This window comes from Segetibacter sp. (genome assembly GCF_025963695.1).
Taxonomy (GTDB): Bacteria; Bacteroidota; Bacteroidia; order Chitinophagales; family Chitinophagaceae; genus Segetibacter.
In genome coordinates this window covers 39,512-61,962 of record NZ_JAOQAH010000066.1, presented here as the reverse complement: position 1 = coordinate 61,962, position 22,451 = coordinate 39,512, and the positions used below count along the sequence as shown (strand labels likewise).

Genomic DNA, 22,451 nt, shown 5'->3' with positions numbered 1-22,451 from the left:
CCATCAATGGCGAACATTCGGAAACAGGCAATCCTCAGTAGTATAATTGTTTATTTTGGTTTTTTTATTGGAGCTGTAAATACTTACTTTTTTACAAGAAATGGTTCTTTTTCACCTGAGCAATTTGGCTTAACCCGTATTTTTTACGATTTAGGTCAAAATATTTTCGTTTTTGGAAGCCTCGGTGTACTTCCTATTATGTATAAGTTTTACCCTTACTACAAGAACAATGTAGAGGATAAAAAAAATGATTTGCTTACCTGGGCGCTTACCAGCTCTTTTATAGGCTTTATTCTTGTTTTAATCGCAGGCTATGTTTTCGAACCTTTTATGGTTAAAAAATACATTCAAAGGGCTCCACTTATCCTAACCTATTATTACCTCATTTTTCCTTTCGGCTTCGGTATGCTATTCTTTTCGGTGCTTGAAGCTTTCTGCTGGACGTTACATAAAACAGTTGTTTCAAATTTTTTGAAGGAAACCGGAATGCGGCTGATTGTGCTCGCACTAATCCTCTTGTACTTTTCAAAAATTGTAAGCTTCGATACTTTTATAAAGCTATTCAGCTTAGTGTATCTCATATTATTTTTTGCAATACTCATATATCTTATAAGGCTTAAAAAATTTCACCTCACATTTAAAGTCAGTCATCCTACAAGAAAGTTTAAAAAGAAAATGTTCAGTATGTGGACGCTGGTGTATGGTGGAGTGATGATACAAATTGTTGCACAAACTATAGATACGTTTATTATAGCAAGTTTAAAAGGGCTGGGAAGTACAGGTGTATTCAACCTGGCGCAGTATGCAGCTAATCTTGTACAAGTGCCCCAGCGAAGTATTCAGTCTATAACTACAGGTGTGCTATCACAAGCGTGGAAAGACAAAAACTATACAGAGATTAACAGAATTTACCAGCGAAGCTGTATCAATCTGTTGCTATTAGCGGCTTTTATTTTTTGCAATATCTGGCTAAATATTAATGACGCCTTTGCAGTGTTCAATATACAGAATGATTATAAAGAAGGAATTTATGTAGTATTTGTACTGGGAATAGCAAGACTGGTAGATGCAGGCACCGGTGTAAACGGAACTATTATTGGCACCTCCAATTTCTGGCGTTTCGATTTTATTAGCGGGGTTGTTTTATTAGCTCTTCGTATTCCTGTAACCTATTTTCTAATTAAAAACTATGGTATTATTGGTTCTGCTTTTGCCGAGCTTTTTGCATATACCATTTACAATGCTATCCGTTACGAATTTCTTAGAAGAAAGTTTAATATGCAGCCTTTTACTAAAAAAACTGCCTACTCTTTACTTCTTGGTGCTGCCGCCTTTGCAGTGTCTTACTGGTTATTTAAATCCAACGGGGGATGGTTTGGCATGATCGGGAGAACCTGTGTTTTTACCACCATTTTTATAGCTGGAATTTTCTACCTCCAACTTACTCCGGATGCTATACAGATGTACCATAAATTTAAAGATAAATGGAAGGCTGATAAGTAAACAAAAAAGTAGAGAGGTTAAGATATTTTTATGGAACCATCTGCTGCTCATAATGCAACTTCGGTTGCGTCGCACTCTTGTACTATATATTCAATAGCAGCTTTTTAAAACGCTTTGTTTTGTCATCTTACAATGCCAAACATTGTAGAAAGCGGTTAGATCACATGTTTTCCCGAATGTCCTGCATTATTTTCCTGGCTATATTTTCAGCCGTAGTCTCAAAATTACTTTCTGCATAAATTCTAATAATTGGCTCCGTATTACTGGTGCGCAGGTGAACCCAATCATTATCAAACTCAATCTTCAACCCATCCTCGGTGTTGATGGGATTGTTCTTATACTTTGTTTTTATTTTGTCAAAAATTGACTGCACATTTACTCCCTGTGCCAGTTCAATCTTGTTTTTGCTTATAAAGTAATCCGGAAAAGTACCCCGAAGCTGTTTGCTGCTTTTTTCAGTCTTCGCCAAAAAGGTTAAGAACAATGCAATCCCTATCAAGGCATCACGTCCGTAATGCAGGTCAGGAACAATGATACCACCATTTCCTTCTCCTCCAATAACTGCATTTACTTCTTTCATCCTGTTAACTACGTTCACCTCCCCTACTGCACTTGGAAAATATTCTCCTCCGTGTTTTAAAGTAACATCTTTTAGCGCTCTCGTGCTCGACATATTACTTACCGTATTTCCTGGTCTCTGCTGTAAAACAAAATCTGAAATTGCTACCAAAGTGTACTCTTCACCAAACAACGATCCATCCTCATTCACAAAACATAATCTGTCTACATCAGGATCTACGGCAATTCCAAGATTCGCTTTTTTGCGGTTAACCTCTTTACATAACTCCATCAGGTGCTGTGGAAGTGGTTCGGGATTGTGTGCAAATTTGCCATTTACTTCTTCATTCAGTACCGTTATATCTTTCTCTCTAACGCCCAGGGCTTTTAACAATGCCGGTACTGCAATAGCGCCTGTACTATTAATTGCATCTAATACAATTTTAAATTTCCTTTTGGTAATTGCCTCCACATCTACCAACGGATAATTAATGACAGCATCAATATGGCGCTGTAAAGAGGTCTCATTGACAGTATATGTGCCAAGCTTATCAACTGTCGCAAAAGTAAAATCTTCTTTTTCAGCTAAAGCAAGCACAACCTCTCCGTCTTGGGCGCTAATAAATTCTCCCTTATTATTAAGTAATTTTAAAGCGTTCCATTCTTTGGGGTTATGACTGGCAGTAAGAATTATTCCACCAGCCGCTTTTTCAAATAACACAGTCATTTCAACTGTTGGCGTAGTGGTTAACCCAACATCAACAATATCTAAGCCTAATGCATTTAAAGTACTTACCACCAGCCTTTGTACCATCTCACCACTTATTCTTCCATCCCGACCTACAATAACCTTTTTTCCCCAACCCTGTTGTAATAGCCAACTTCCATAGGCTGCAGCAAACTTTACCACATCAAGTGGGCTCAGCGTATTTCCGGGCTTCCCTCCTATTGTTCCCCTTATGCCCGATATACTTTTAATAAGTGCCATTAAGCTTTCATTTATTCGAGTGCAAACATAAAAGAAAAATTCAAAGCTTACTGAATTACAATGAAAGAGCGAAGGTAGATTCCTGCAACATTATTATTACCTGCCCCTTTACAAAACCTAAAAAATCATGCAGGTGAAGATTGCTGGTTTTAATATTTAGTATGGTATAACTAGTATTAATCAATACTTTTAATAAAAATAAAATGTATGTATTTTTCAATTATCATACCTACTTGCAATCGAAATATACTATTAGGGCAATGCCTTGACTTGCTACAAAAAAAGGTACAAACAATTGGCGAGCTAGATTATGAAGTAATTATAACAGATGATAGTAAAGACAACGGTGCAAAGGATATGATACAGGAGAAATACCCATGGGCACGGTGGCTGGAAGGGCCTAAAAAAGGTCCGGCATCAAACAGAAATAATGGAGCAAGGCATGCAAAAGGTGAATGGCTTGTTTTCCTCGATGACGATTGCCTGCCAAAAACCAACCTCCTCGAAAGCTATAGTTCGCTTATTACTGCAAACCCTGAAATAAAAGTACTGGAAGGGTGGATTGAACGGGAACGCGGAATGATAAGTCCAATAGAACGAGCACCAGGCAATAGTAAAACCACCGGCGGGTATTTGCTAAGCTGCAACTTTGCAATAAAAAAAAATCTGTTTTTCGAGCTAGAAGGATTCGACGAAAACTTCAAATATCCACATATGGAAGACTACGACTTAAACGCCAGGATTTTAGCGACAACCAATAAGGTTCTTTTTGCAACCGAAGCTAAAGTTGTACACCCTTACAGGAAAATTCATAGTGGATGGAAATTGGGAAAGTTTGAAGAAATGTCGATCTATTATAATTACAAACACAACCAACCATCTGGTTTAACTCCTCTTTTAAAATCTATAGCTTCGACTCATCTACACATCATAACACGCTTTATTAAAAAACTTCGTTTCTCTTACGAGCTCTTAATAGCAATTAAGATTATGTTCCAGCATCTTGCGGTAGTATTTTTTAATTTTCATAAGTGGAATCGCAGGTATGCAAAAGCCCTGGCAAAATGAGAAAGGGTGTATTATCTCCAATTGCAATATTAAGAGCTGCCGCAAATTGATTTAATCTAGAAATGAATTATTTTGAGTACCAGAGATATGAGCCAAAAAATCGCTTTTATAATACCCTATTACGGTAAGTTTCCCTCATACTTTCCTTTGTTTTTAAATTCAGTTAAAGAAAAACCGTTTGATGTAATTTTCTTTACTGACATTGCTAAACCTAATGTTGTACCCGAAAATGTGTTGTGGAATTTAATGTCAACAACAGAAATAAAGACCCTATTTGAAAAAAGGCTTGATATAAGTGTGGCAGTTGAACGGCCCTACAAGTTAATTGACTTCAAGCCCGCGTACGGCTTCATTTTTGAAAGTTATATCAGCAATTATGATTTTTGGGGCACCCTCGATGTTGACACTATAATGGGCAACTTCTCACATTTCATTACCCAGGAGTATCTTAATAAAATAGACTTCTTTAGCGGTATTACCAGTTATGTTTCTGGCTCTATGTTTTTTATGCGCAACAATACTTATTGTAAGACTTTGTTTAAAAAGAGCAGAGACTGGCAGCATGTTTTTACAAATAAAAGAGTTTTGGGTTTCGATGAATGCGGGGGAAATTTTTTTACTAGATTGCAAGCAGGTGAGTCTATTTTTAAATTGAACACACCTATACAAAGCTTTACAGAGATTGTACTCCTGGCACAAAAAGAAGGGTTAAGAATTGCTTTTACCAATTATATTTTAGAGCCAAAAGGATCAATACCAGTTACTATTGATAAGGAAGGAATATTTTATCTGGAAAAAGAGTACTTACTAGTTCATTTTATCTACTTCAAAACCACCTACTACTTCTACACGCATAATTCCCCATTCCCTTTTCCCTATTATATAAATAGTTTAGGCACCTTTAACAAAAAGCCGACTTTAATAAAGTCACTTTTTTCTGTCAATATGATTAATGCAATTAGAAATAAGATTAAGATAAACCTGCGGAAACTAAAAACCCGAAGATAGTAGTGGAGGATGGGTGAATTGCAGCATAGCTGTACGTAATTCCTCGCAGAAAGCTACAAGAAAAGTAGAAATAAAAATACCTACCGATTGAACTAAAAGCAGAACAATTCGAATTTATTTGACGAACGCTTTTATGATAAGCGATCGTAGGTACAGGTTACAATTCTTATTACCTGAAAATTAGAAAGAGACTTCATTGAGACAGTGAACTATTCAAAATCTTCGTCAAATAGTTTTGAAATGAATGGTCTCATTAAAAGAAGTATTAGCACCAATATTATCATTAAGAGTAATCTCATTTAAAACCATTTAGCCTTGATAGACGGCTTGAACCTTTAGACGTTTAAGCCCTTTATAAATATTTAATGTATGGTCCTTCCCCATAATAGCTAATACTTTCGCGAAATCAAAAATGGAGACAATACGAAATTTGGAAACCAAATATTCCTATATGTCACTAAATCTAATTATTCTTTAGCCACTCTTGCATCATCAAGAAGGCTGTGGTGAAATAAGTGTCGGTAAACTTTTTTATAGCATAATACTACTATGCCCTAAATCTATTCAATAGCAGGCTAATTATGGTAAAATCAAAATTCTGTTTAATTAACCCAAAATTGAATTCTCTTGTTTAACCCGGTTACTTATAAAATCTATTACTGTATTTTTCAGATCATTATAATGCTTTTTTAAAGTTCGCTTCCAAATTCGGCTTATAACTGCAGTTGAATATGCAGGAACACTCTTTTCTTTAAAAGGCACTAATTTAAAAAGAACTGTCCCTTTTCCTCTTTCAACTGCATAGAGGCTGCTTAAATTACAATCTTCATCCTTCCAAATTTTCGGACATGGCGCATCAGGATTAAATTGCTTTGCTGTTAGATCAATGTGCCAACCATCTACATATAGCCAAAAATGAGGGTGAGGCTTTTTGGTGTGAATTATTTTACAATCTACAAAAGGCTTTTTTCCTGCTTCTGCTAAATTTAACATCAAAAGGTCACTCATTCTAAGGCAATGACCTTTTGCTTTTAGGGGGTCTAAACAAGTTGCAACATTTGCTGCAATCGTTTCTTCAACACACTGTCTGATAGTTTCAGGCAATTCAAAACCTTCATATGGGAGTTGCTCCGAAAATTGGTTTTTCAAGTGATTAAGTAGAGGTGTTTTCATTTATTTAGATTAAAAAAAATTCCGAACAATTGAATTTCAAGTCTTTTCAATATACCGAATAGCGCTCAAATTCTGACGGTGAGATTAAGGCGTTCAAAACATTAAAAGACATATATGAAAGATATTTTTTTAGTTATTTTCGATGCATCGTATGTAAACTTTGTTGATAAATAATAGCAAAAGCGCCTTTATTAACATATAGACAACCTGTAGTTTTACATAACCAGCGAGTTTAATTAACTAAAGGCAAATATGCTACCCGGACGAACTGCCTAACGGATTCTGGAAGTGTGATTACCGGGGGAGTAGATTTCTCCTATTTACCCTCATTTTAAAATGTTTCCGGTGAAACTTGCGGGCATTTAAAGCCAAAATTTAAAGGAGAAGATTTATAGTGTGTTAGTAATATAGGAACGGAGATCGAAAGGGTTTTCTAATCGTTACCAACCTTTATCATGTTGCAACCGTGCCTTATTGCTTAATCGTCTTGTTACCTATATAAATCTAATAGTATGCAACTAAAGTTGATATCTGTTTTCGGCGTTGTTTTAATGCCGGTTGCTGTTTTTCTAGATCTTACGAAAACGAGGTTAGCCAGGAGGAATAATTCAAAAAAAGGCTACCTATTATCACCCCAATTGCAACATTCTTACATTTTTTCTTTAAAGTATTAAACTCGCTATTTATAATGTTTCAATCAACCGAAATGCTCTTACCAACTTAATGAATTGTATAGACAGGTATTAAAGCCCACTTTGCCTAACCTGTTACTGGTAAAAACAGTACCCCCGTTCCTTATTTCAGCAGCCTCGCATAGTAAACTCCCCCGGCTATCGATCCTTCATGTGCTACAAATTTTACTGTAAGCAACGCCGACGGCGTATTCACAATTTCAGCAGGCAGCTCATACTCAACATCAAAAAACTTATCCCCTTCGCTTCCTTTCAATTCAACCGCTTTTAATAAAACATTATTTACATAAATGTAAAAAGACCGGCTTCTATCCTGTCCGGAGTAAGTGATCCGTAGTTTACGGGCTTCTTTGTTCAGATTTCTTAAGTCGTAGCTGAACCATCCACTCGCACTTCTCCAATGCCTGTCAAGATGTACTCCTGTTTCGGTTCTTTCTCCCTTAAAATTGTGGTCAGATTCAGGTTGTTGTTCACCTGGTGCAACCTGGTCTACTGTAATTGCCTGCAGTGCCAGCTTTGCTTCTTCGCTTTTGCGTAGTCCTTCTTTAATACCTTCAAGTTGATGTGGTGTTGCATATCTCCAGTATAACATATAACGTGCATCATGAATGGTATAAAAAGGAACTAATTGCAAATTCTTGTACTTAACGGGATAAATAACGTTTGAAGCTGTGTATGTAAAAGGTTTATGCTGCACAGGTTGAAGTGCAGTTGTAAAATTTCTACTCGCCGATACAATCATCGGAGCTTCATCTATAGGGTACAACAACCCGTTTGCTATATGGCCCATCCGGCTATCATCGGCTGTCAATCCAACTAAATCGGTTGTATCAGTAGCAGCGGCTAATACGATAGGTCCACGAACAAAGCTCATCCACTGGGAACTGTCTGGCAGAAACTCCGCCTTAGTTTCCATCGGCAGGTAAATAGAAAGTACGTCGCCTGATTTCCATATTCGATTGATGGATATATATCAATTAGGATTGCGCTTTACAACAACGTCTTTATTATTAACCCGTGCTTTTAGCATACCATCCCTTACCCACGAAGGATACCTGAAGAAAACCGCAAATTGCTGTGGCTTTTTCAGCGTAAGCTTTATCTGTGTTCTTTCAGTGTTTGGAAAGCTTGTTTGTTGTTCCAGCGAAATTCCTTTTTGTTTCCACTCAAGTACAGATGGAATAAAAAGGTTTATAAAAATGTCTTTATCATTATGCCCATAAATTATTTCTCCATACTTACCATGGTTCTCCAACCCCGACCCAACACAACACCAGAAGCTTTGTTGTGGCTGCGAATAAACACGGTAATGACGCGGACGTATTGGGGTAAAATAAACAAAGCCGCCTGCAGGATGCTGCGATGAAAGAATGTGATTGTACACAGTTCTCTCGTAATAATCCATATAATTAGCCGACGCATTTGAAAGAAATAATTGCTTCGATAGCTTCAACATGTTATAGCTGTTACAAGTCTCGGGACCTTCTTTTGTCTCAATCATCGATGAAAAATTGTTAGCAGGGTGAAAGTGTTCCCTTACACTATTTCCGCCTATCGATATCGTCCTGTTCTTTGTTACTGTATTCCAGAAAAAGTTGGCAGCATTCGCCCATGCAGTATCGTTGGCTACCTGGGCTATGCGCATATACCCTATCACTTTTGGTATCTGTGTGTTAGCATGCAAGCCATTCAATGCATCCCTTTGTTGAAGCAACGGATTAAGTATGACGCGGTGTGACAACCTTCTGGCTAATTCAAGGTATTTTTTATCTCCTGCAATAACAGCAACATCTGCAAACGCTTCATTCATTCCACCATGTTCACTACGTAACATTGTTTGTATTTGTTCATCAGTTAACTTCAATGTTATATTAACAAACCAATCCGACAGCTTCACCAACACTTCTTTTGCTTTAGTACTGCCGGCGATGTTATATGCATCTACCAGCCCTGCAAACAATTTGTGGATGTTATATAACGGCACCCATTTATCGTTTAACGAAAAGCTCGCAGCTTTAATGTTTCCCGCTGCAATGTCCCCCCATATCTTCTTACCGCCCGGTATTCCGCCTACATACCCGTCCGTATCTTTTCGCTGGCATTTATCTAACCAGTCAATCATGTAACGCAGCCTTTCTAATATTCGCGTATCGCCTGTTGCAGCATACATGTTTGACAAAGCCGAAATATAATGTCCCCCTATATGACCATCCAAACCTGTATTTTCCCAGTTAGGGTAACTCTTTGCCTTTGGCTCAATACCTGCTTCTCTTAAAAAAGGTGCTAGCAACCTGTCTGCATCAAGCGAAAGCATGTATTTCAAATCCGTTTCCTGTGCTTGCCTGAAAGGACTGTTCAACAATCGAACACTCGATAAAGGAAAAGCTTTTAATGCCCTAGTTTGATTAAAGGCTATCGCAGGCATAAAAAATAATACTGCATTTAAAAGAAAAAATTTCATTTACGTCGTTGTTTATCTTATTAGTAATTTTTATGTTACCGGCATTCGCTCTCTATGTAACATGGTTGTGTCACTCACTTGTACTTGTAGTGGGGCCCTCGGCAAAACTTTCGTAATGTTACACCGATAGTCACAAAAGCTTCGCATAATTTTCGGTAGTATCTATCGGCAAATTGAATTTTTTGTAAGATAGTTTTTGAAGGCAATAAGGTTTGTTTCTAGATGTCGATTTTCAGCTTTCCGATTTAATATAATGTATTTAGAGTAGTAGTCTAAAATTAGCTTCGAAAGTTTATGTTGAGGTGTGTAGGCGATGTTGATTGCCCTGACCGTAAGTACGATTTGAGATCGTAACGAATATTAAGGGCTTGTTTGTTATGGTTTTTCTCTACCTGATTTTTTGGCTTTAGCCATGTAATTATGCCGCTTGATCTTCTTTGTCCGGTAAACTTTACATTAAAGAAATACTACACTTTTTTGTTATCGCTTGATACCTTCTTAATTATGTTTATAGTCGCACAATATAGAAAAGTATGGACCAATCTGGTATCAAAAAACAAATAAGAAGTGGGGAAAAGAAAAAAAGTAACGATTTGAAATATTAAACCCTTGTAAATCAATAGTAGCTAATGAAATACAAGGGTTACCAAGTGCCCGGGACTGGAATCGAACCAGCACATCCTTGCGAACGGCAGATTTTGAGTCTGCTGCGTCTACCAATTCCGCCACCCGGGCGTTTTTCGTTGGGCTGCAATATTAAGTCATCGTTGCATTGTGGCCAAAATCCTGTTGAGATATTTTTTTTTGTAGTAGTATTCCTTCACTCTTAATAGTTCTTCTGTGGTTGTTTTACCTTCTTCATATTCTTCTATAATCTCCTTAACTGGCTCGTATATTTCTGCTTCCGCCTCTGCAACAGTTGTTTTTAATTTCCCTGTCGCTTCCTCGTCTCCCTGCATCGTGGCCTCCATCATTTGCTCATTCAAATCCATCATCTCCATCAAAAAATCGGGCTGTAAATTGTATTTCTCCTCTTCTTCGAGTAACCCTTTTAATTGTAGAACGTATTTAATTGTTTCGTCCTTATTTTGAAAAACCTTAAATGCTTTGTTTATTTGCGACGACACCTCCAACGCTTCGGACTGTTCGCCCTCTGTTTCGTTAGTGAAAAAGTCAGGATGAAATTTCCTGCTCAATTCATAAAATTTTGGTTTTAGTTGCCCCATATTGGGAGTAAGCGTAATTGGTATTTTAAACAATTCAAAGTGGTTCATAATTTTAATTTTGCCTTAGGTGCAGAAAAAAGTTCTGGTAAAGAACGTGGACAGATTTTTATAAGTGAAAAAGCAGTTAAGGGGTTTATAAGTACAAGTAGTAATCTTTTAAAAGCGAGACAAACGGTGCTGAATATTTATCCCCTTTCTTTATAGAAATCTCAGATGTTTTTTGCATTGAAAAAGACTTTGAAAATAGAAGCATTGACCGGAAACATTGATGTTCCTCCGTTTGCTTTACAAGCATCTGCTCAAACAAAAATAGATTCCGTCTTTCTGCCGTTGAAATAAAATTTTCAGACCGTGCAAAGGGCAAAAGAACTGCAAAGAAACCGTTGGGTTTTAAATATTTGACTACCTGAAATACTAATTCTTCAAAACTTAATGATATACTATGTAAAGCGAGATTACGTTGTTGGTCTACACTTTTTAGATCGTTGTTATAAAAGGGTGGATTTGAAACGATGAGGTCATAATCAGTATTGGTTTGTAGCTTTCTAACATCTCCCTTGACTATATTAAGCCGTCCGACGTCAGCATAAGGCGACTGTTTAAAATTCTCTTTTGCTTGCTCTGCGGCGGCTTCATCTATTTCAACTGCATCAATTTCTGCATCAATCTTCTGCGCTATCATAAGAGATAATAGCCCTGTTCCGGTACCTATATCGAGTACATTTTTTATTTTTCTTCCCTCCATTTTGTCAGCTACCCACGCTCCAAATAAGCAGGCATCAGTACAAACTTTCATGGCCGATTTTTGCTGATGGATCTTGAACTGTTTAAACTGGAAATATGAATTGGACATGGTTTACAGATGACGGATGACAGTTGAAAGAAAGTGTGATTAAACTTGGGAGAGAAGGCAATGTTGACGAGAGTTTAAGAAATAAGCAAAGAAAGTAGCAAATTGCAAGCGCTATAGAGCTCATGTTATACTATATAACTCTAGTCTGCTTGTTCCCCAAAGAGATAAAGATGAACGAAATGCGTCGCAACGATGCGTAATCATTGAACGACTGTTTGTACCAAAAACTACTCAATTTCTCTTAACAACGAATCAAAGTCGAGCGCCTCTGTCACCATCTGCAGATTGCCATCACCATCAACAGGCCACTGCTCCTTTGGCTTATCCCAATACAACTCTACTCCATTACCATCAGGATCGTTTAAATAAAGCGCTTCGGAAACGCCGTGATCAGCGGCTCCGGAAAGGGGATAATTTGCTACTGTAAGCCTTTTAAAAATTACAGCCAGATCTTTTCTTTCAGGATAAAGAATGGCAGTGTGATACAATCCACAAGTATTTACAGGGGCTGGGGCTGCATTTTTACTATGCCAGGTGTTTAAGCCAATATGATGGTGATATCCGCCGGCAGATATAAAAACTGCAGACTTTCCATAATACTGCATGATTTGGAAACCCAGCAAATTGTGATAAAAAGCAAGGGCCTTATCAAGGTCTGAAACCTTTAGGTGAATGTGACCTATTCTTGTGTTAGCGGGAACTACATAAGACATATAAATTGTTTTTAAAAAAGAAAAAGCCATCCTGTAAAAGATGGCTCTTGCAATATAAAGTTTTCTATTAATTCTCCCGGTCGATAGTAAGCGCAGCAGACAAATATTCGGCATTTAGCCTGGCAATATTGGTCAACCGAATTTCTTTAGGGCAGGTAGCTTCGCAGGCACCAATGTTGGTACAAGAGCCAAAACCCTCTTTATCCATTTGCGCTACCATGTTAATTGCCCGCGATTTTCTTTCTGGTTGTCCCTGGGGAAGTAACGCAAGGTGCGAGACTTTTGCAGACACAAACAGCATAGCCGAAGAATTTTTGCAGGCAGCAACACAAGCTCCACAAGCGATGCATGCCGCGGCAGCGAAAGACTTGTCAGCTTTATCTTTATCTACAGGTATAGCATTACCATCTACTGCATTGCCGGTATTTACGCTGATATACCCACCTGCCTGAACAATACGGTCGAATGCAGAACGGTCAACCACAAGGTCTTTAACAACCGGAAAAGCATTTGCTCTCCATGGCTCTACTACGACCGTTTCTCCATCTTTAAACGCCCGCATATGCAACTGGCAAACAGTAGTAGCTTTCCATGGTCCATGGGGCTTGCCGTTAATATACATAGAGCATGAGCCACAAATACCTTCGCGGCAGTCGTGGTCAAAAGCTATCGGGTCTTTTCCTTCTGTTATCAGCTCTTCGTTCAGCACGTCAATCATTTCGAGGAAAGACATTTCCGAAGAAATATTTTTTACCTGGTAAGTTTCAAAACCTCCCTTCGCCTTCGCATCTTTCTGACGCCAAATTTTCAAGGTCAGATTCATATTGTAGTGTTCCATAAAAGACTTAATTAGTCAATTTGAAAAATTTGATAATTATTTATTGAAAACAATGGGAACCAGGCAAATTTTTAGTGCTACTGATGATTCCGATAGGTTTACAAACTATTTATAACTTCTCGCCGTAGGCTTCACCACCTCGTACTTCAACTCTTCTTTGTGCAGTTGCCAATCATGATCCGCTCTATATTCCCAAGCTGCTACATACATAAAGTTTTCATCGTCGCGTAATGCTTCACCTTCTTCAGTCTGGTGTTCTTCTCTAAAGTGTCCGCCGCAACTTTCTTCGCGTTGCAGTGCGTCTATACACATCAATTCACCCAATTCTATAAAGTCAGCTACACGGCCTGCTTTATCCAATTCGAAGTTCATTTCATTTACTGCTCCGGGAATTCTCACATCGCTCCAAAATTCTTCTTTCAGGCGACGAATTTCTGTAATCGCTTCCTGCAATCCTTGTGCATTGCGGGCCATTCCGCATTTGTCCCACATAATCTTTCCAAGGCGTTTATGGAAACTTTCGACAGAAGTTTTGCCTTTGATATTCATCAGCGTGTTTATCCTGTCTTCCACATCTTTTTGTGCTGCGATAAACGCAGGGTGGTCAACAGAAGTAGGAGGATTGCGGATCTCATCGGCAAGGAAATTTCCTATTGTGTATGGAATAACGAAGTAACCGTCAGCAAGACCTTGCATTAACGCAGAAGCGCCCAAACGGTTTGCACCATGATCGCTAAAGTTTGCCTCTCCTAAAGAATATAAACCTGGTACTGTTGTCTGTAATTCGTAATCAACCCACATACCTCCCATGGTGTAGTGAACAGCAGGATAAATACGCATTGGTATTTCATACGGATTTTCACCGGTGATCTTTTCATACATATCGAAAAGATTGCCGTATTTCTCTTTAACGACTTCCCTACCCATTGAAATAATGTTCTCGGCAGAAGCATCTGCTATGCCCTTTTTGCCTGCTTCAATTTGTCCGTAACGCTCTATAGCGTTTCCGTAGTCAAGGTAAACGGCTTGACGTGAAGTACCTACACCGAAACCGGCATCACATCTTTCTTTAGCCGCTCTTGATGCAACGTCACGAGGCACCAGGTTACCAAAGGCAGGATATCTTCTCTCGAGGTAATAATCTCTTTCTTCCTCGGGAATTTCGCTTGCCTTACGTGTATCATTCTGCTTTTTAGGAACCCATATACGACCATCATTACGTAAACTCTCGCTCATCAAGGTTAGCTTACTTTGATGATCACCGCTTACGGGTATGCAGGTAGGGTGAATTTGTGTATAACAAGGGTTAGCGAAGTAAGCACCTTTCTTGTGTGTTTTCCAGGCAGCAGTTACATTACTACCCATTGCATTGGTTGATAAATAAAATACGTTACCATAACCACCAGAGCAAAGCAATACAGCGTAACCGGAATGTCTTTCTAATTCGCCACTTACAAGATTACGTGCTATAATTCCTTTAGCTTTTCCATCTATGGTGACGAGCTCAAGCATTTCATGCCTGTTATACATTTTTACATTACCTAGAGCTATTTGTCTTTCCAATGCCTGGTATGCGCCAATTAATAATTGCTGACCTGTTTGTCCTGCTGCATAAAACGTTCTCTGCACCTGTGTACCGCCAAAGCTTCTGTTGCTAAGTAACCCACCATACTCACGGGCAAAAGGAACGCCTTGTGCTACACACTGATCAATTATACTTACACTCACTTCTGCAAGGCGATGCACATTGCCTTCCCTTGCACGATAATCTCCCCCTTTAATAGTATCATAAAAAAGACGGAAAACGCTGTCTCCATCATTTTGATAATTCTTTGCTGCATTTATCCCTCCCTGTGCTGCGATACTATGAGCCCGTCGTGGACTATCCTGGTAACAAAAAGCTTTTACTTTATACCCAAGTTCACCTAAAGAAGCAGCCGCTGAAGCACCAGCGAGACCTGTACCAATAATAATAATTTCCATCTTGCGCTTATTGGCTGGATTAACCAATTTGCAATGGCCTTTGTAATCTGTCCACACGTGATCCAAAGTTCCTTCCGGTATTTTCGCATCTAACATATATGCAATTTGAAAATTTGCTAATTCAATAATTTTTAGGTTGGAAAATTTACAACCTAACTAACCCAACCAAAATACATGCTTATGGGCATCATTGCGAAAGCAATACTGATGAGTATAGAATATCCACGGCCCAAATATCTCAGCATTTTAAGATAGCGGTTATTGTGAACACCGATGGTTCTAAATGCACTCTCGAAACCATGCATCAGGTGATAAGCAAGAGATATACAACCGAGCACATATAAAATAACGACAATAGGGTTTTGAAAAACACCGATCATCTCCGCATATAAATTATGATATTGCTTTCCGAGGCCGTTTGTATAATCTACTTCCTGCAGCGGTCTCACACTCCACATACCTCCTAAACGCGAGGGAACCCAGAAATGATAAATATGCATAATCAGGAACAATAAGAGCAGCGTACCTAATAAACCCATGCTTCGGCTATACCACTTGCTTCCACGCTCGCCATACTCTACCGCATAACCAACCTTTCTTTTTGAATTATTAGCAGCATTTAACACTAGACCTTGTATGGAATGTATAATTATGCCTGCGAAAAGCCCAATTTCCATTATTCTTATAACAAGCATTGAACCCATAAAGTTTGCACCTGTATTAAACATTTGGCCACCGTCATTAGCCCAAATGCAAGCGTTTAAACCAACATGAACTATTAAAAAAGTGATAAGAAAAAGTCCGGTAAGAGCCATTGTAAGTTTCTGGCCAATCGAAGAAGTGAACATCTGCTTCCAGGTCATCGTAGCAATTTTAATTTGAGAAATGCGATGCAAAAATAGCGTACGAACAGAAGTAAAACTTTTTTATCTTAAAATATTTTAAGCTGTATACGGCTAAAAATAAAGGAATAGCATGATATACGTTTTCAGTTAATGAGTCAAGAAAGAATCGCAGCGGGGTACGACAGCAAGGAAAAAAATGGCCCTCGCAAAAAGAAAAGATGAAAAGGTATTTGCTGTAAAAGTGAGTGACACAACGATGTTGAGGAGCATTTAAACTGCTGGAAAACAACGAAGAACAACTAAATTTTAGGCATCATTAACCTTATAAAAAAAGAGGCTGCGGCTTTAAATAATATTTACAAAACCTTTTTAAACTCTACTTACATTTGAATAATGCTTAAAGTAATATCTATAGTATGGAACAGCTTTAAAATGGCATTGCAGGAATTGAAAAACAATAAACTGCGTACCTTTTTGTCGTTGTTCGGAATCACGATAGGTATTTTTTGCATTATTGGCGTATTAGCAACAGTAGAAAGCCTGCAAACTAAAGTGCAGGGCGATTTAAAGAGCCTGGGCACCAACACTATCTACATCGACAAATATTCTTACGCCAATCATGGTCCGGATTTTCCCTGGTGGAAGTTTTTGAAAAGGCCTTATGTAAAGTACCACGAAATGCAGGCCATTAAGGCAAGATCTTCACTTTCGTCAGCTATCTGCTACACCATTAGAGCTAATGGTAACCTTGAGTATAGTGACAATGTTTTGAACGGCATAAGTTCGTATGGTGTAACAGAAGAATATAACAAAGTGCTTACCATTAACATTGATTATGGCAGGTATATAAGCGAGTCGGAATTTAGACAATCTGCCCCTGTACTACTAATTGGGTACGCCAATGCGGAAAATCTTTTTGGCGCGGCCGAACGGGCATTGGGCCAGGAAGTTAAATTCCAGGGAAGAAATTTAAGGGTGGTTGGGGTTATAAAAAAACAGGGAAAGAGCATGGTAGATGCATGGCAGTTTGATGATTGTATCATAATGCCGTACAAGCAAATGTCTGCGATGTTTATAGTAGAAAATTCGCGCCCAACGATAATGGTAAAGGGGCGAGAAAACATCTCTACTGCTGCTTTGTTAGATGAATTAAGAGGCATTATGCGTTCCATTCACAGGCTTAGTCCCATGCAGGAGGATGATTTTTCTTTAAATGACATCAACATGTTTACAGAGCAAACAAATTCTATTTTCGGTTCAATAAATTTGGGGGGTTGGGCAATTGCAGGTTTATCGCTTATTGTTGGTGCATTTGGTGTAGCCAATATAATGTTTGTAACCGTGCGCGAAAGAACCGGGCAGATCGGATTAAAAAAAGCCATTGGCGCCAAGAGCTCAACGATAATGACAGAATTTTTACTTGAAAGCGCGTTTCTATGTTTATTAGGTGGCTTAATAGGATTGGTATTGGTCTTCATTTTAACCAAACTACTAAGCACCGTTATGCCTTTTCCGATAAACATCTCGTTAAACACTCTCACACTTGCTATATCTATTTGCATGGTAGTGGGTGTTCTTGCCGGAATAATCCCTGCTTCCATTGCAGCAAAAATGAACCCCGTTGTTGCTATAAGAATGAAATAAAGCCCCAACCCTAAAGGGAGTTAAAGAATTTTTACTTTTGCAAAATGAACGATGTTACAACAAACCCCTTTAGGGGCAGGGGGCTTATTTTAGCCATCGAATCCTCCTGCGACGATACCAGCGCAGCAATTTGTGCGGATGGTGAGATTCTATCGAACATCATTGCTTCTCAAAAAATACATGAACAATATGGAGGCGTAGTTCCTGAGCTGGCAAGCAGGGCCCACATGCAAAATATTGTACCTGTAGTAGATGTGGCTTTACAAAAAGCAGATATAAAATTGGCCCAGGTAGATGCCGTAGCATTTACGCAAGCTCCGGGGTTAATTGGAAGTTTGCTGGTGGGTGCACAGTTTGCAAAATCGCTTGCGTTGTCTCTGCAAAAGCCATTAATAACTGTGCATCATATGCAAGCGCATGTGCTTGCAAATATGATTGACGAGCCACGTCCGTCTTTCCCGTTTTTATGCTTAACAGTGAGCGGAGGCCATACTCAAATTGTATTGTGTGATAGCCCTTATGAAATGAAAGTGATTGGCGAAACTATTGACGATGCTGCTGGCGAAGCTTTTGACAAAAGTGCAAAGCTGCTAGGCCTGCCGTATCCCGGCGGACCATTAATTGATAAATATGCCAAAGAAGGCGATCGAAAACGCTTTGCGTTTCCTGAGCCCAATATACCTGGTCTCAACTTTAGCTTTAGTGGTTTAAAGACTTCTATCCTGTATTTTCTACAAGCCGAAAAAAATAAGAACAACCATTTTATCGAAGAAAACCTACTCGATATCTGCGCCTCCATTCAACAACGTATTGTTTCGATATTATTAAACAAGCTGCAAAAAGCTGCAAAGGATACCGGCATCAAAAACATCTGTATAGCAGGGGGCGTAAGTGCTAACAGCGGCTTAAGGAACGGCTTAACCGAATTAGGCAACAAACTAGGCTGGAATACTTTTATTCCAAAATTTGAGTATTGCACCGATAATGCTGCTATGATTGCTATAACCGCCTATTACAAATACCTGCGAAACGAGTTTGCAGAAATAACCGTTAGTCCGACTGCAAGAGCTGAGTGGTAAAAATGCTACTCGCATGCCAAATTGAACCTATTGCAATTAAGACAACAGCTTCACAGCGATATACGGATGAACGTAATGCGACGCAACCATTGCTGCTATCCGGGCTTCTGCCGGCAACCTAATGAAAAGATTCGATCATGCTTTTGTGCAATGTTGAAGCACTCCAATAGCCACTTGCAATAATTCTTCTAATGGTATATAACGGATCATCGGGATCTCTTTTTGTGCTTAAAATATAAGCAGATCTAACGCCTCTTTTCTTCAGTTCTGGTATTGCCTCCCTATTCCAAAGTCCGAAGGGGTAGGCAAAATCAATCGCTTTTTTGCCGGTAAGGTCTTCAATTGTTTTTTTAGGCTTTTCAATTTGCGTTAGCCAATCTTGCTCTGTCTTATAGCCTTTTACACTATGGTGATCCCAGGTGTGTGAAGTAACTACATGTCCTTCATCGGTTAGTTGTCTTATCTGCTCCTTAGTCATGTATTTAGGGCGATTTATCGATACGGTCATAATGAAGAAAACACCTTTAAAACCGTACTTCTTCATTTCGGGCGCTGCAATGGTAAATTGGTCATCATCGGTATCATCATAGCTGAGCATAACAGGCTTAGGTGGTAAGGGCGTTCCATAAGCAAGATAATCGTACAATTGATCAGGTAAAACAGTATGATAACCACTATCTGCCAGCAGTTTCAAATCAGCTTTAAATGCATCAACCGGTCTTATATAATCTCTTGCACCTTTAGAGTCGCTTCCTACCCAATCACGTATTTGATGATAACAGAGAATAGGCACTTCTTTTCTCGCTATAATGGTGGCCGCGTCTGCCATCACTTTTGGCCCCGAAGCTTTTGCCGGTGCATTGTCTGAAACTGTACTGTCTTTTGGGGTTTCCTTAGTAGTAGCCGGAGATGGATTACAAGCAATTGAGCAAGTAAATAGAAATACGACAAGTGGAAGAAATAATTTTTTCATAGGTTCTTGAGTAAACAGTAATATTTAAAATAGAAGATTGATTTATTTAATATCGAATTTGTAAGAATTGCGAAAATAAAAGCAAAGTCTTCAATTTGGTCAAATATTTAAACAGACGACTAATTGCTGTGGAAAAATGCTTGATATAACAATTCATCTTACTGTATAAGCAAATAGTAACGAGCGGCCGAACTTTATTGTTGCACTTATTACCACAGAAACACTAGCATAATTTGTGTGTAAATATTTTTTGAAAACACTGAGAAATGGGAACTTTTAATGCTAAGAGCCGCGTAAACGAAAAGGAAGTAATTGAGTTAATAAAAGAAAATGCGATAATTATTGACGATAAAACTGCACTTGATGCATTGTTTGAAAGAATAGGTGATGCGCGCATTGTAATGCTAGGCGAGGCTTCGCACGGAACACATGAATATTATACCTGGAGAAGTTATATTACTAAGAAGCTGATCAGCGAAAAGAATTTTAATTTCATTGCGGTTGAAGGAGATTGGCCTGACTGTTACAATATCAACAAGTTTGTAAAAGGGCAATGTGAACCTGGAACACAAATACAGCAAGTTTTAAAAAGCTTTGACCGCTGGCCCACCTGGATGTGGGCTAACTGGGAAATAGCGGCCTTGTCGGATTGGCTGTTTAAATACAATGACAACAAGGTGCAGAAAGTTGGGTTTTATGGTCTTGACGTCTACAGCCTTTGGGAATCTCTTGAGGCTATTCGTAAATATTTAGAAAAAAATGAACCTGAGTCACTTAAAAAAGCAACCGAGACTTTTCGGTGCTTCGAACCTTATAAAGGAGACGAAACTTCCTATGCCTACGCCAGCCGGATTGTTCCTGAATTGTGTGAGGATAAAGTTTTAGAGCTATTGCAGGAGATTCAAGCACGCCTTCCACAGTACCAGCTAAAAGACGAGCTGATTTTTAGTACTGAGCAAAATGCTGTGATAGCGGTAAATGCTGAAAAATACTATAGAGCGATGATCAGGAGCAACGAAGATTCATGGAACATAAGGGATAGTCATATGCAGGAAACGTTGGAAAGATTGTTAGACTTTCATGGCAAGAACTCCAAGGCTATTGTATGGGCGCACAACACACATGTGGGCGATGCCAGTGCAACAGACATGGCAGATGAGGGAACATACAACATAGGTGAACTGGCAAGAAAAGCTTTTTCGGGCCAAACTTTTTTAGTGGGTTTTGGCTCGTATAATGGAAGTGTCATCGCCGGCAACAGTTGGGGCGCCAAGATGCAGCCCATGCTTGTGCCAGATGGCCGACAGGGTAGCTGGGAATACCTTTTGCACAAGGCGGGCGGCAACAACAAACTAGTGTTGATGGATAAATTGACCAACACTGTTCTTAGTGAAAACCGCATCGATCATCGCGCCATTGGCGTGGTGTACCGGCCCGAGCACGAACGTTACGGAAATTACGTTCCATCTGTTCTACCGGCCCGATATGACGCTTTCATTTATCTTGACAAAACACAAGCGCTTCATCCATTACATATACATCCTAATAAGCTTACCGTTGCCGAAACCTATCCATTCGGCACGTAAAGAGAACTTTAGGGATTTTGAAAATCGGTTTAAAAATCTTTTAAAGGCATTAATGTACCAGGCATCATTACATTTCTCAACATCGTTGTGTCACACCCTTGTACTGGCATTTTTAATTCAACAAAGAAAAAACAACCGGAAGTTTTAAGTTTTACTGCCCGCTTCAACAAAAAAAATAAAGTAATCGAGCCATTTGCTTCTTATCCCAACAAGGCTTAAAACAGTTTATAGGTAAAAAAGAAAAAGAGCCACTAAAGGCTCTCTTCAAAAATTTTATTGCATACAAATCTTTCCTATTTGGCTGCTGCGGCATACCAGTTACGTACCCGTACGTCTATATTTTTATCCCCTGCATTTACCAGCGTTTTAAATGTGTTTACATCTTGTCCACGAAAATGGTAAGGGTAAATTGTTTTTGGCTTAAAAGCAAGTACGCCTTCCGCTGCCTGGTTTACATCCATTGTGTAGGGAAGGTTCATACAAACAAAAGCAATGTCTATACTTTTTAGCGACCTCATCTCTGGTATGTCTTCGGTATCACCTGAGATATAAATGTTCTTACCTCCAATGTTCAATACATAACCGTTCCCTCTTCCCTTGGCATGAAAAGCGTCAGCAACTTCAGGCAAATTATACATGGGAATAGCTGTAATAGAAATTCCCTCAACATTTTTATTATCCCCATTTTTCAAAATCACCACTTTTTGCTTATCCATTTCTGGTGGCAATTTATCTGCTACCGCCTGCGGCACAACCAGCGTTGCTTTCGTAGTATTGATGGCTTGAATAGTTTTAGGATCAAAATGATCCCCATGAATATCAGTGACTAAAATAATGTCGGGAGCAGCAAGACCTTTAAAGGCTTCAGCCCCACCCGTTGGGTCAACATAAATGTTCTTTTTTTGGTAGCTTAAAACAAGTGTGGCGTGGGTAATCGGTTGAATAGTGAGGTTGCCACCTCTCACCTTTTCTACGTCAGCTTGTGGTAATTGTGATTGCGCAAACAACGTTGCCAGCGAAAAACAGAAAACCACTGCAATTTTTAGTCTCATAATTTTATTTTAAATGAAAATAGATGTCATTCTTATACAAACAACTTACAGTTTTGTTTTAATAATTTAGGTGCAAGGGTACTACATCCTGTAATTCCTTGTTCTTAAAAACTAAGATTAGATATGGTGTTAAAAGTTTAAAACACACAAAACGAAAAAGCGAAGCAACCGGCAACAATAAAATAGCAACCAAAAATTGTTGTTGACT

Annotated in this window: 18 protein-coding genes and 1 tRNA gene; 6 read left to right on the top strand and 13 right to left on the bottom strand. The window is 38.8% G+C overall.

The features are described from left to right. The first annotated feature begins 6 nt into the window (after positions 1–6). The gene (locus JWR87_RS11155) at positions 7–1,503 is read left to right on the top strand and encodes a polysaccharide biosynthesis C-terminal domain-containing protein (protein ID WP_297819772.1); all 1,497 of its coding nucleotides are present in this window, start codon (positions 7–9) and stop codon (positions 1,501–1,503) included. A 160-nt stretch (positions 1,504–1,663) separates the two neighbouring features. Here JWR87_RS11155 and glmM read toward each other — a convergent pair whose 3' ends face one another. Further along, positions 1,664–3,049, bottom strand: a complete 1,386-nt coding sequence (gene glmM / locus JWR87_RS11150) for a phosphoglucosamine mutase (protein WP_297819767.1) — start codon at positions 3,047–3,049, stop codon at positions 1,664–1,666. A gap of 207 nt (positions 3,050–3,256) precedes the next feature. On the opposite strand from glmM, the gene JWR87_RS11145 reads away from it, so the two are divergent. Then, positions 3,257–4,117 carry a glycosyltransferase gene (locus JWR87_RS11145; RefSeq protein ID WP_297819764.1) on the top strand — a complete coding sequence of 287 codons (861 nt, stop codon included), beginning with the start codon at positions 3,257–3,259 and terminating at the stop codon, positions 4,115–4,117. Positions 4,118–4,189: 72 nt separating this feature from the next. Continuing rightward, entirely contained in the window at positions 4,190–5,125 is a 936-nt protein-coding gene (locus tag JWR87_RS11140; protein ID WP_297819762.1) for a DUF6625 family protein, read from the top strand. 606 nt (positions 5,126–5,731) lie between these two features. On the opposite strand, the gene JWR87_RS11135 is transcribed toward JWR87_RS11140, so the two are convergent. The 10 genes from JWR87_RS11135 to JWR87_RS11090 form a co-directional block, all read right to left on the bottom strand. Continuing rightward, entirely contained in the window at positions 5,732–6,298 is a 567-nt protein-coding gene (locus JWR87_RS11135; RefSeq protein WP_297819759.1) for a hypothetical protein, read from the bottom strand. 795 nt (positions 6,299–7,093) lie between these two features. Next, positions 7,094–7,906, bottom strand: coding sequence for a DUF6805 domain-containing protein (locus JWR87_RS11130; protein WP_366090518.1), 813 nt, complete (start codon positions 7,904–7,906; stop codon positions 7,094–7,096). A 57-nt stretch (positions 7,907–7,963) separates the two neighbouring features. Further along, a complete protein-coding gene (locus JWR87_RS11125) occupies positions 7,964–9,451 on the bottom strand; it encodes a glycoside hydrolase family 127 protein (protein WP_366090516.1) in 1,488 nt (495 codons plus the stop codon). Positions 9,452–10,102: 651 nt separating this feature from the next. Continuing rightward, a tRNA-Leu gene (locus tag JWR87_RS11120) sits at positions 10,103–10,186 on the bottom strand. Positions 10,187–10,212: 26 nt separating this feature from the next. Further along, positions 10,213–10,725, bottom strand: coding sequence for an iron-sulfur cluster co-chaperone HscB C-terminal domain-containing protein (locus JWR87_RS11115; RefSeq protein ID WP_297819756.1), 513 nt, complete (start codon positions 10,723–10,725; stop codon positions 10,213–10,215). Between the two features lie 85 nt (positions 10,726–10,810). Next, positions 10,811–11,530 carry a methyltransferase gene (locus JWR87_RS11110; RefSeq protein ID WP_297819753.1) on the bottom strand — a complete coding sequence of 240 codons (720 nt, stop codon included), beginning with the start codon at positions 11,528–11,530 and terminating at the stop codon, positions 10,811–10,813. A 227-nt stretch (positions 11,531–11,757) separates the two neighbouring features. Next, complete coding sequence (locus tag JWR87_RS11105) at positions 11,758–12,243, bottom strand: VOC family protein (protein ID WP_297819749.1); 486 nt, start codon at positions 12,241–12,243, stop codon at positions 11,758–11,760. Positions 12,244–12,310: 67 nt separating this feature from the next. After that, positions 12,311–13,066 (bottom strand): succinate dehydrogenase/fumarate reductase iron-sulfur subunit, encoded by a 756-nt coding sequence (locus JWR87_RS11100; RefSeq protein ID WP_297819746.1) that lies wholly within the window; start codon positions 13,064–13,066, stop codon positions 12,311–12,313. A gap of 120 nt (positions 13,067–13,186) precedes the next feature. Beyond that, positions 13,187–15,160 (bottom strand): fumarate reductase/succinate dehydrogenase flavoprotein subunit, encoded by a 1,974-nt coding sequence (locus JWR87_RS11095; protein WP_297819743.1) that lies wholly within the window; start codon positions 15,158–15,160, stop codon positions 13,187–13,189. Positions 15,161–15,216: 56 nt separating this feature from the next. Beyond that, the gene (locus JWR87_RS11090; RefSeq protein WP_297819740.1) at positions 15,217–15,927 is read right to left on the bottom strand and encodes a succinate dehydrogenase cytochrome b subunit; all 711 of its coding nucleotides are present in this window, start codon (positions 15,925–15,927) and stop codon (positions 15,217–15,219) included. 375 nt (positions 15,928–16,302) lie between these two features. Here JWR87_RS11090 and JWR87_RS11085 point away from each other — a divergent pair, with 375 nt between their 5' ends. Then, positions 16,303–17,553, top strand: coding sequence for an ABC transporter permease (locus JWR87_RS11085; RefSeq protein WP_297819737.1), 1,251 nt, complete (start codon positions 16,303–16,305; stop codon positions 17,551–17,553). 44 nt (positions 17,554–17,597) lie between these two features. Next, on the top strand, positions 17,598–18,632 hold the full coding sequence (gene tsaD / locus JWR87_RS11080; protein ID WP_297819734.1) for a tRNA (adenosine(37)-N6)-threonylcarbamoyltransferase complex transferase subunit TsaD: 1,035 nt from the start codon (positions 17,598–17,600) through the stop codon (positions 18,630–18,632). A gap of 118 nt (positions 18,633–18,750) precedes the next feature. Here tsaD and JWR87_RS11075 read toward each other — a convergent pair whose 3' ends face one another. Continuing rightward, positions 18,751–19,605: a polysaccharide deacetylase family protein gene (locus JWR87_RS11075; protein ID WP_297819731.1), complete on the bottom strand. Its 855-nt coding sequence runs from the start codon at positions 19,603–19,605 to the stop codon at positions 18,751–18,753. Between the two features lie 266 nt (positions 19,606–19,871). On the opposite strand from JWR87_RS11075, the gene JWR87_RS11070 reads away from it, so the two are divergent. Then, positions 19,872–21,191 (top strand): erythromycin esterase family protein, encoded by a 1,320-nt coding sequence (locus JWR87_RS11070; RefSeq protein ID WP_297819728.1) that lies wholly within the window; start codon positions 19,872–19,874, stop codon positions 21,189–21,191. A 293-nt stretch (positions 21,192–21,484) separates the two neighbouring features. On the opposite strand, the gene JWR87_RS11065 is transcribed toward JWR87_RS11070, so the two are convergent. Beyond that, entirely contained in the window at positions 21,485–22,243 is a 759-nt protein-coding gene (locus JWR87_RS11065; protein WP_297819725.1) for an MBL fold metallo-hydrolase, read from the bottom strand. Between the last annotated feature and the right edge of the window lie 208 nt (positions 22,244–22,451).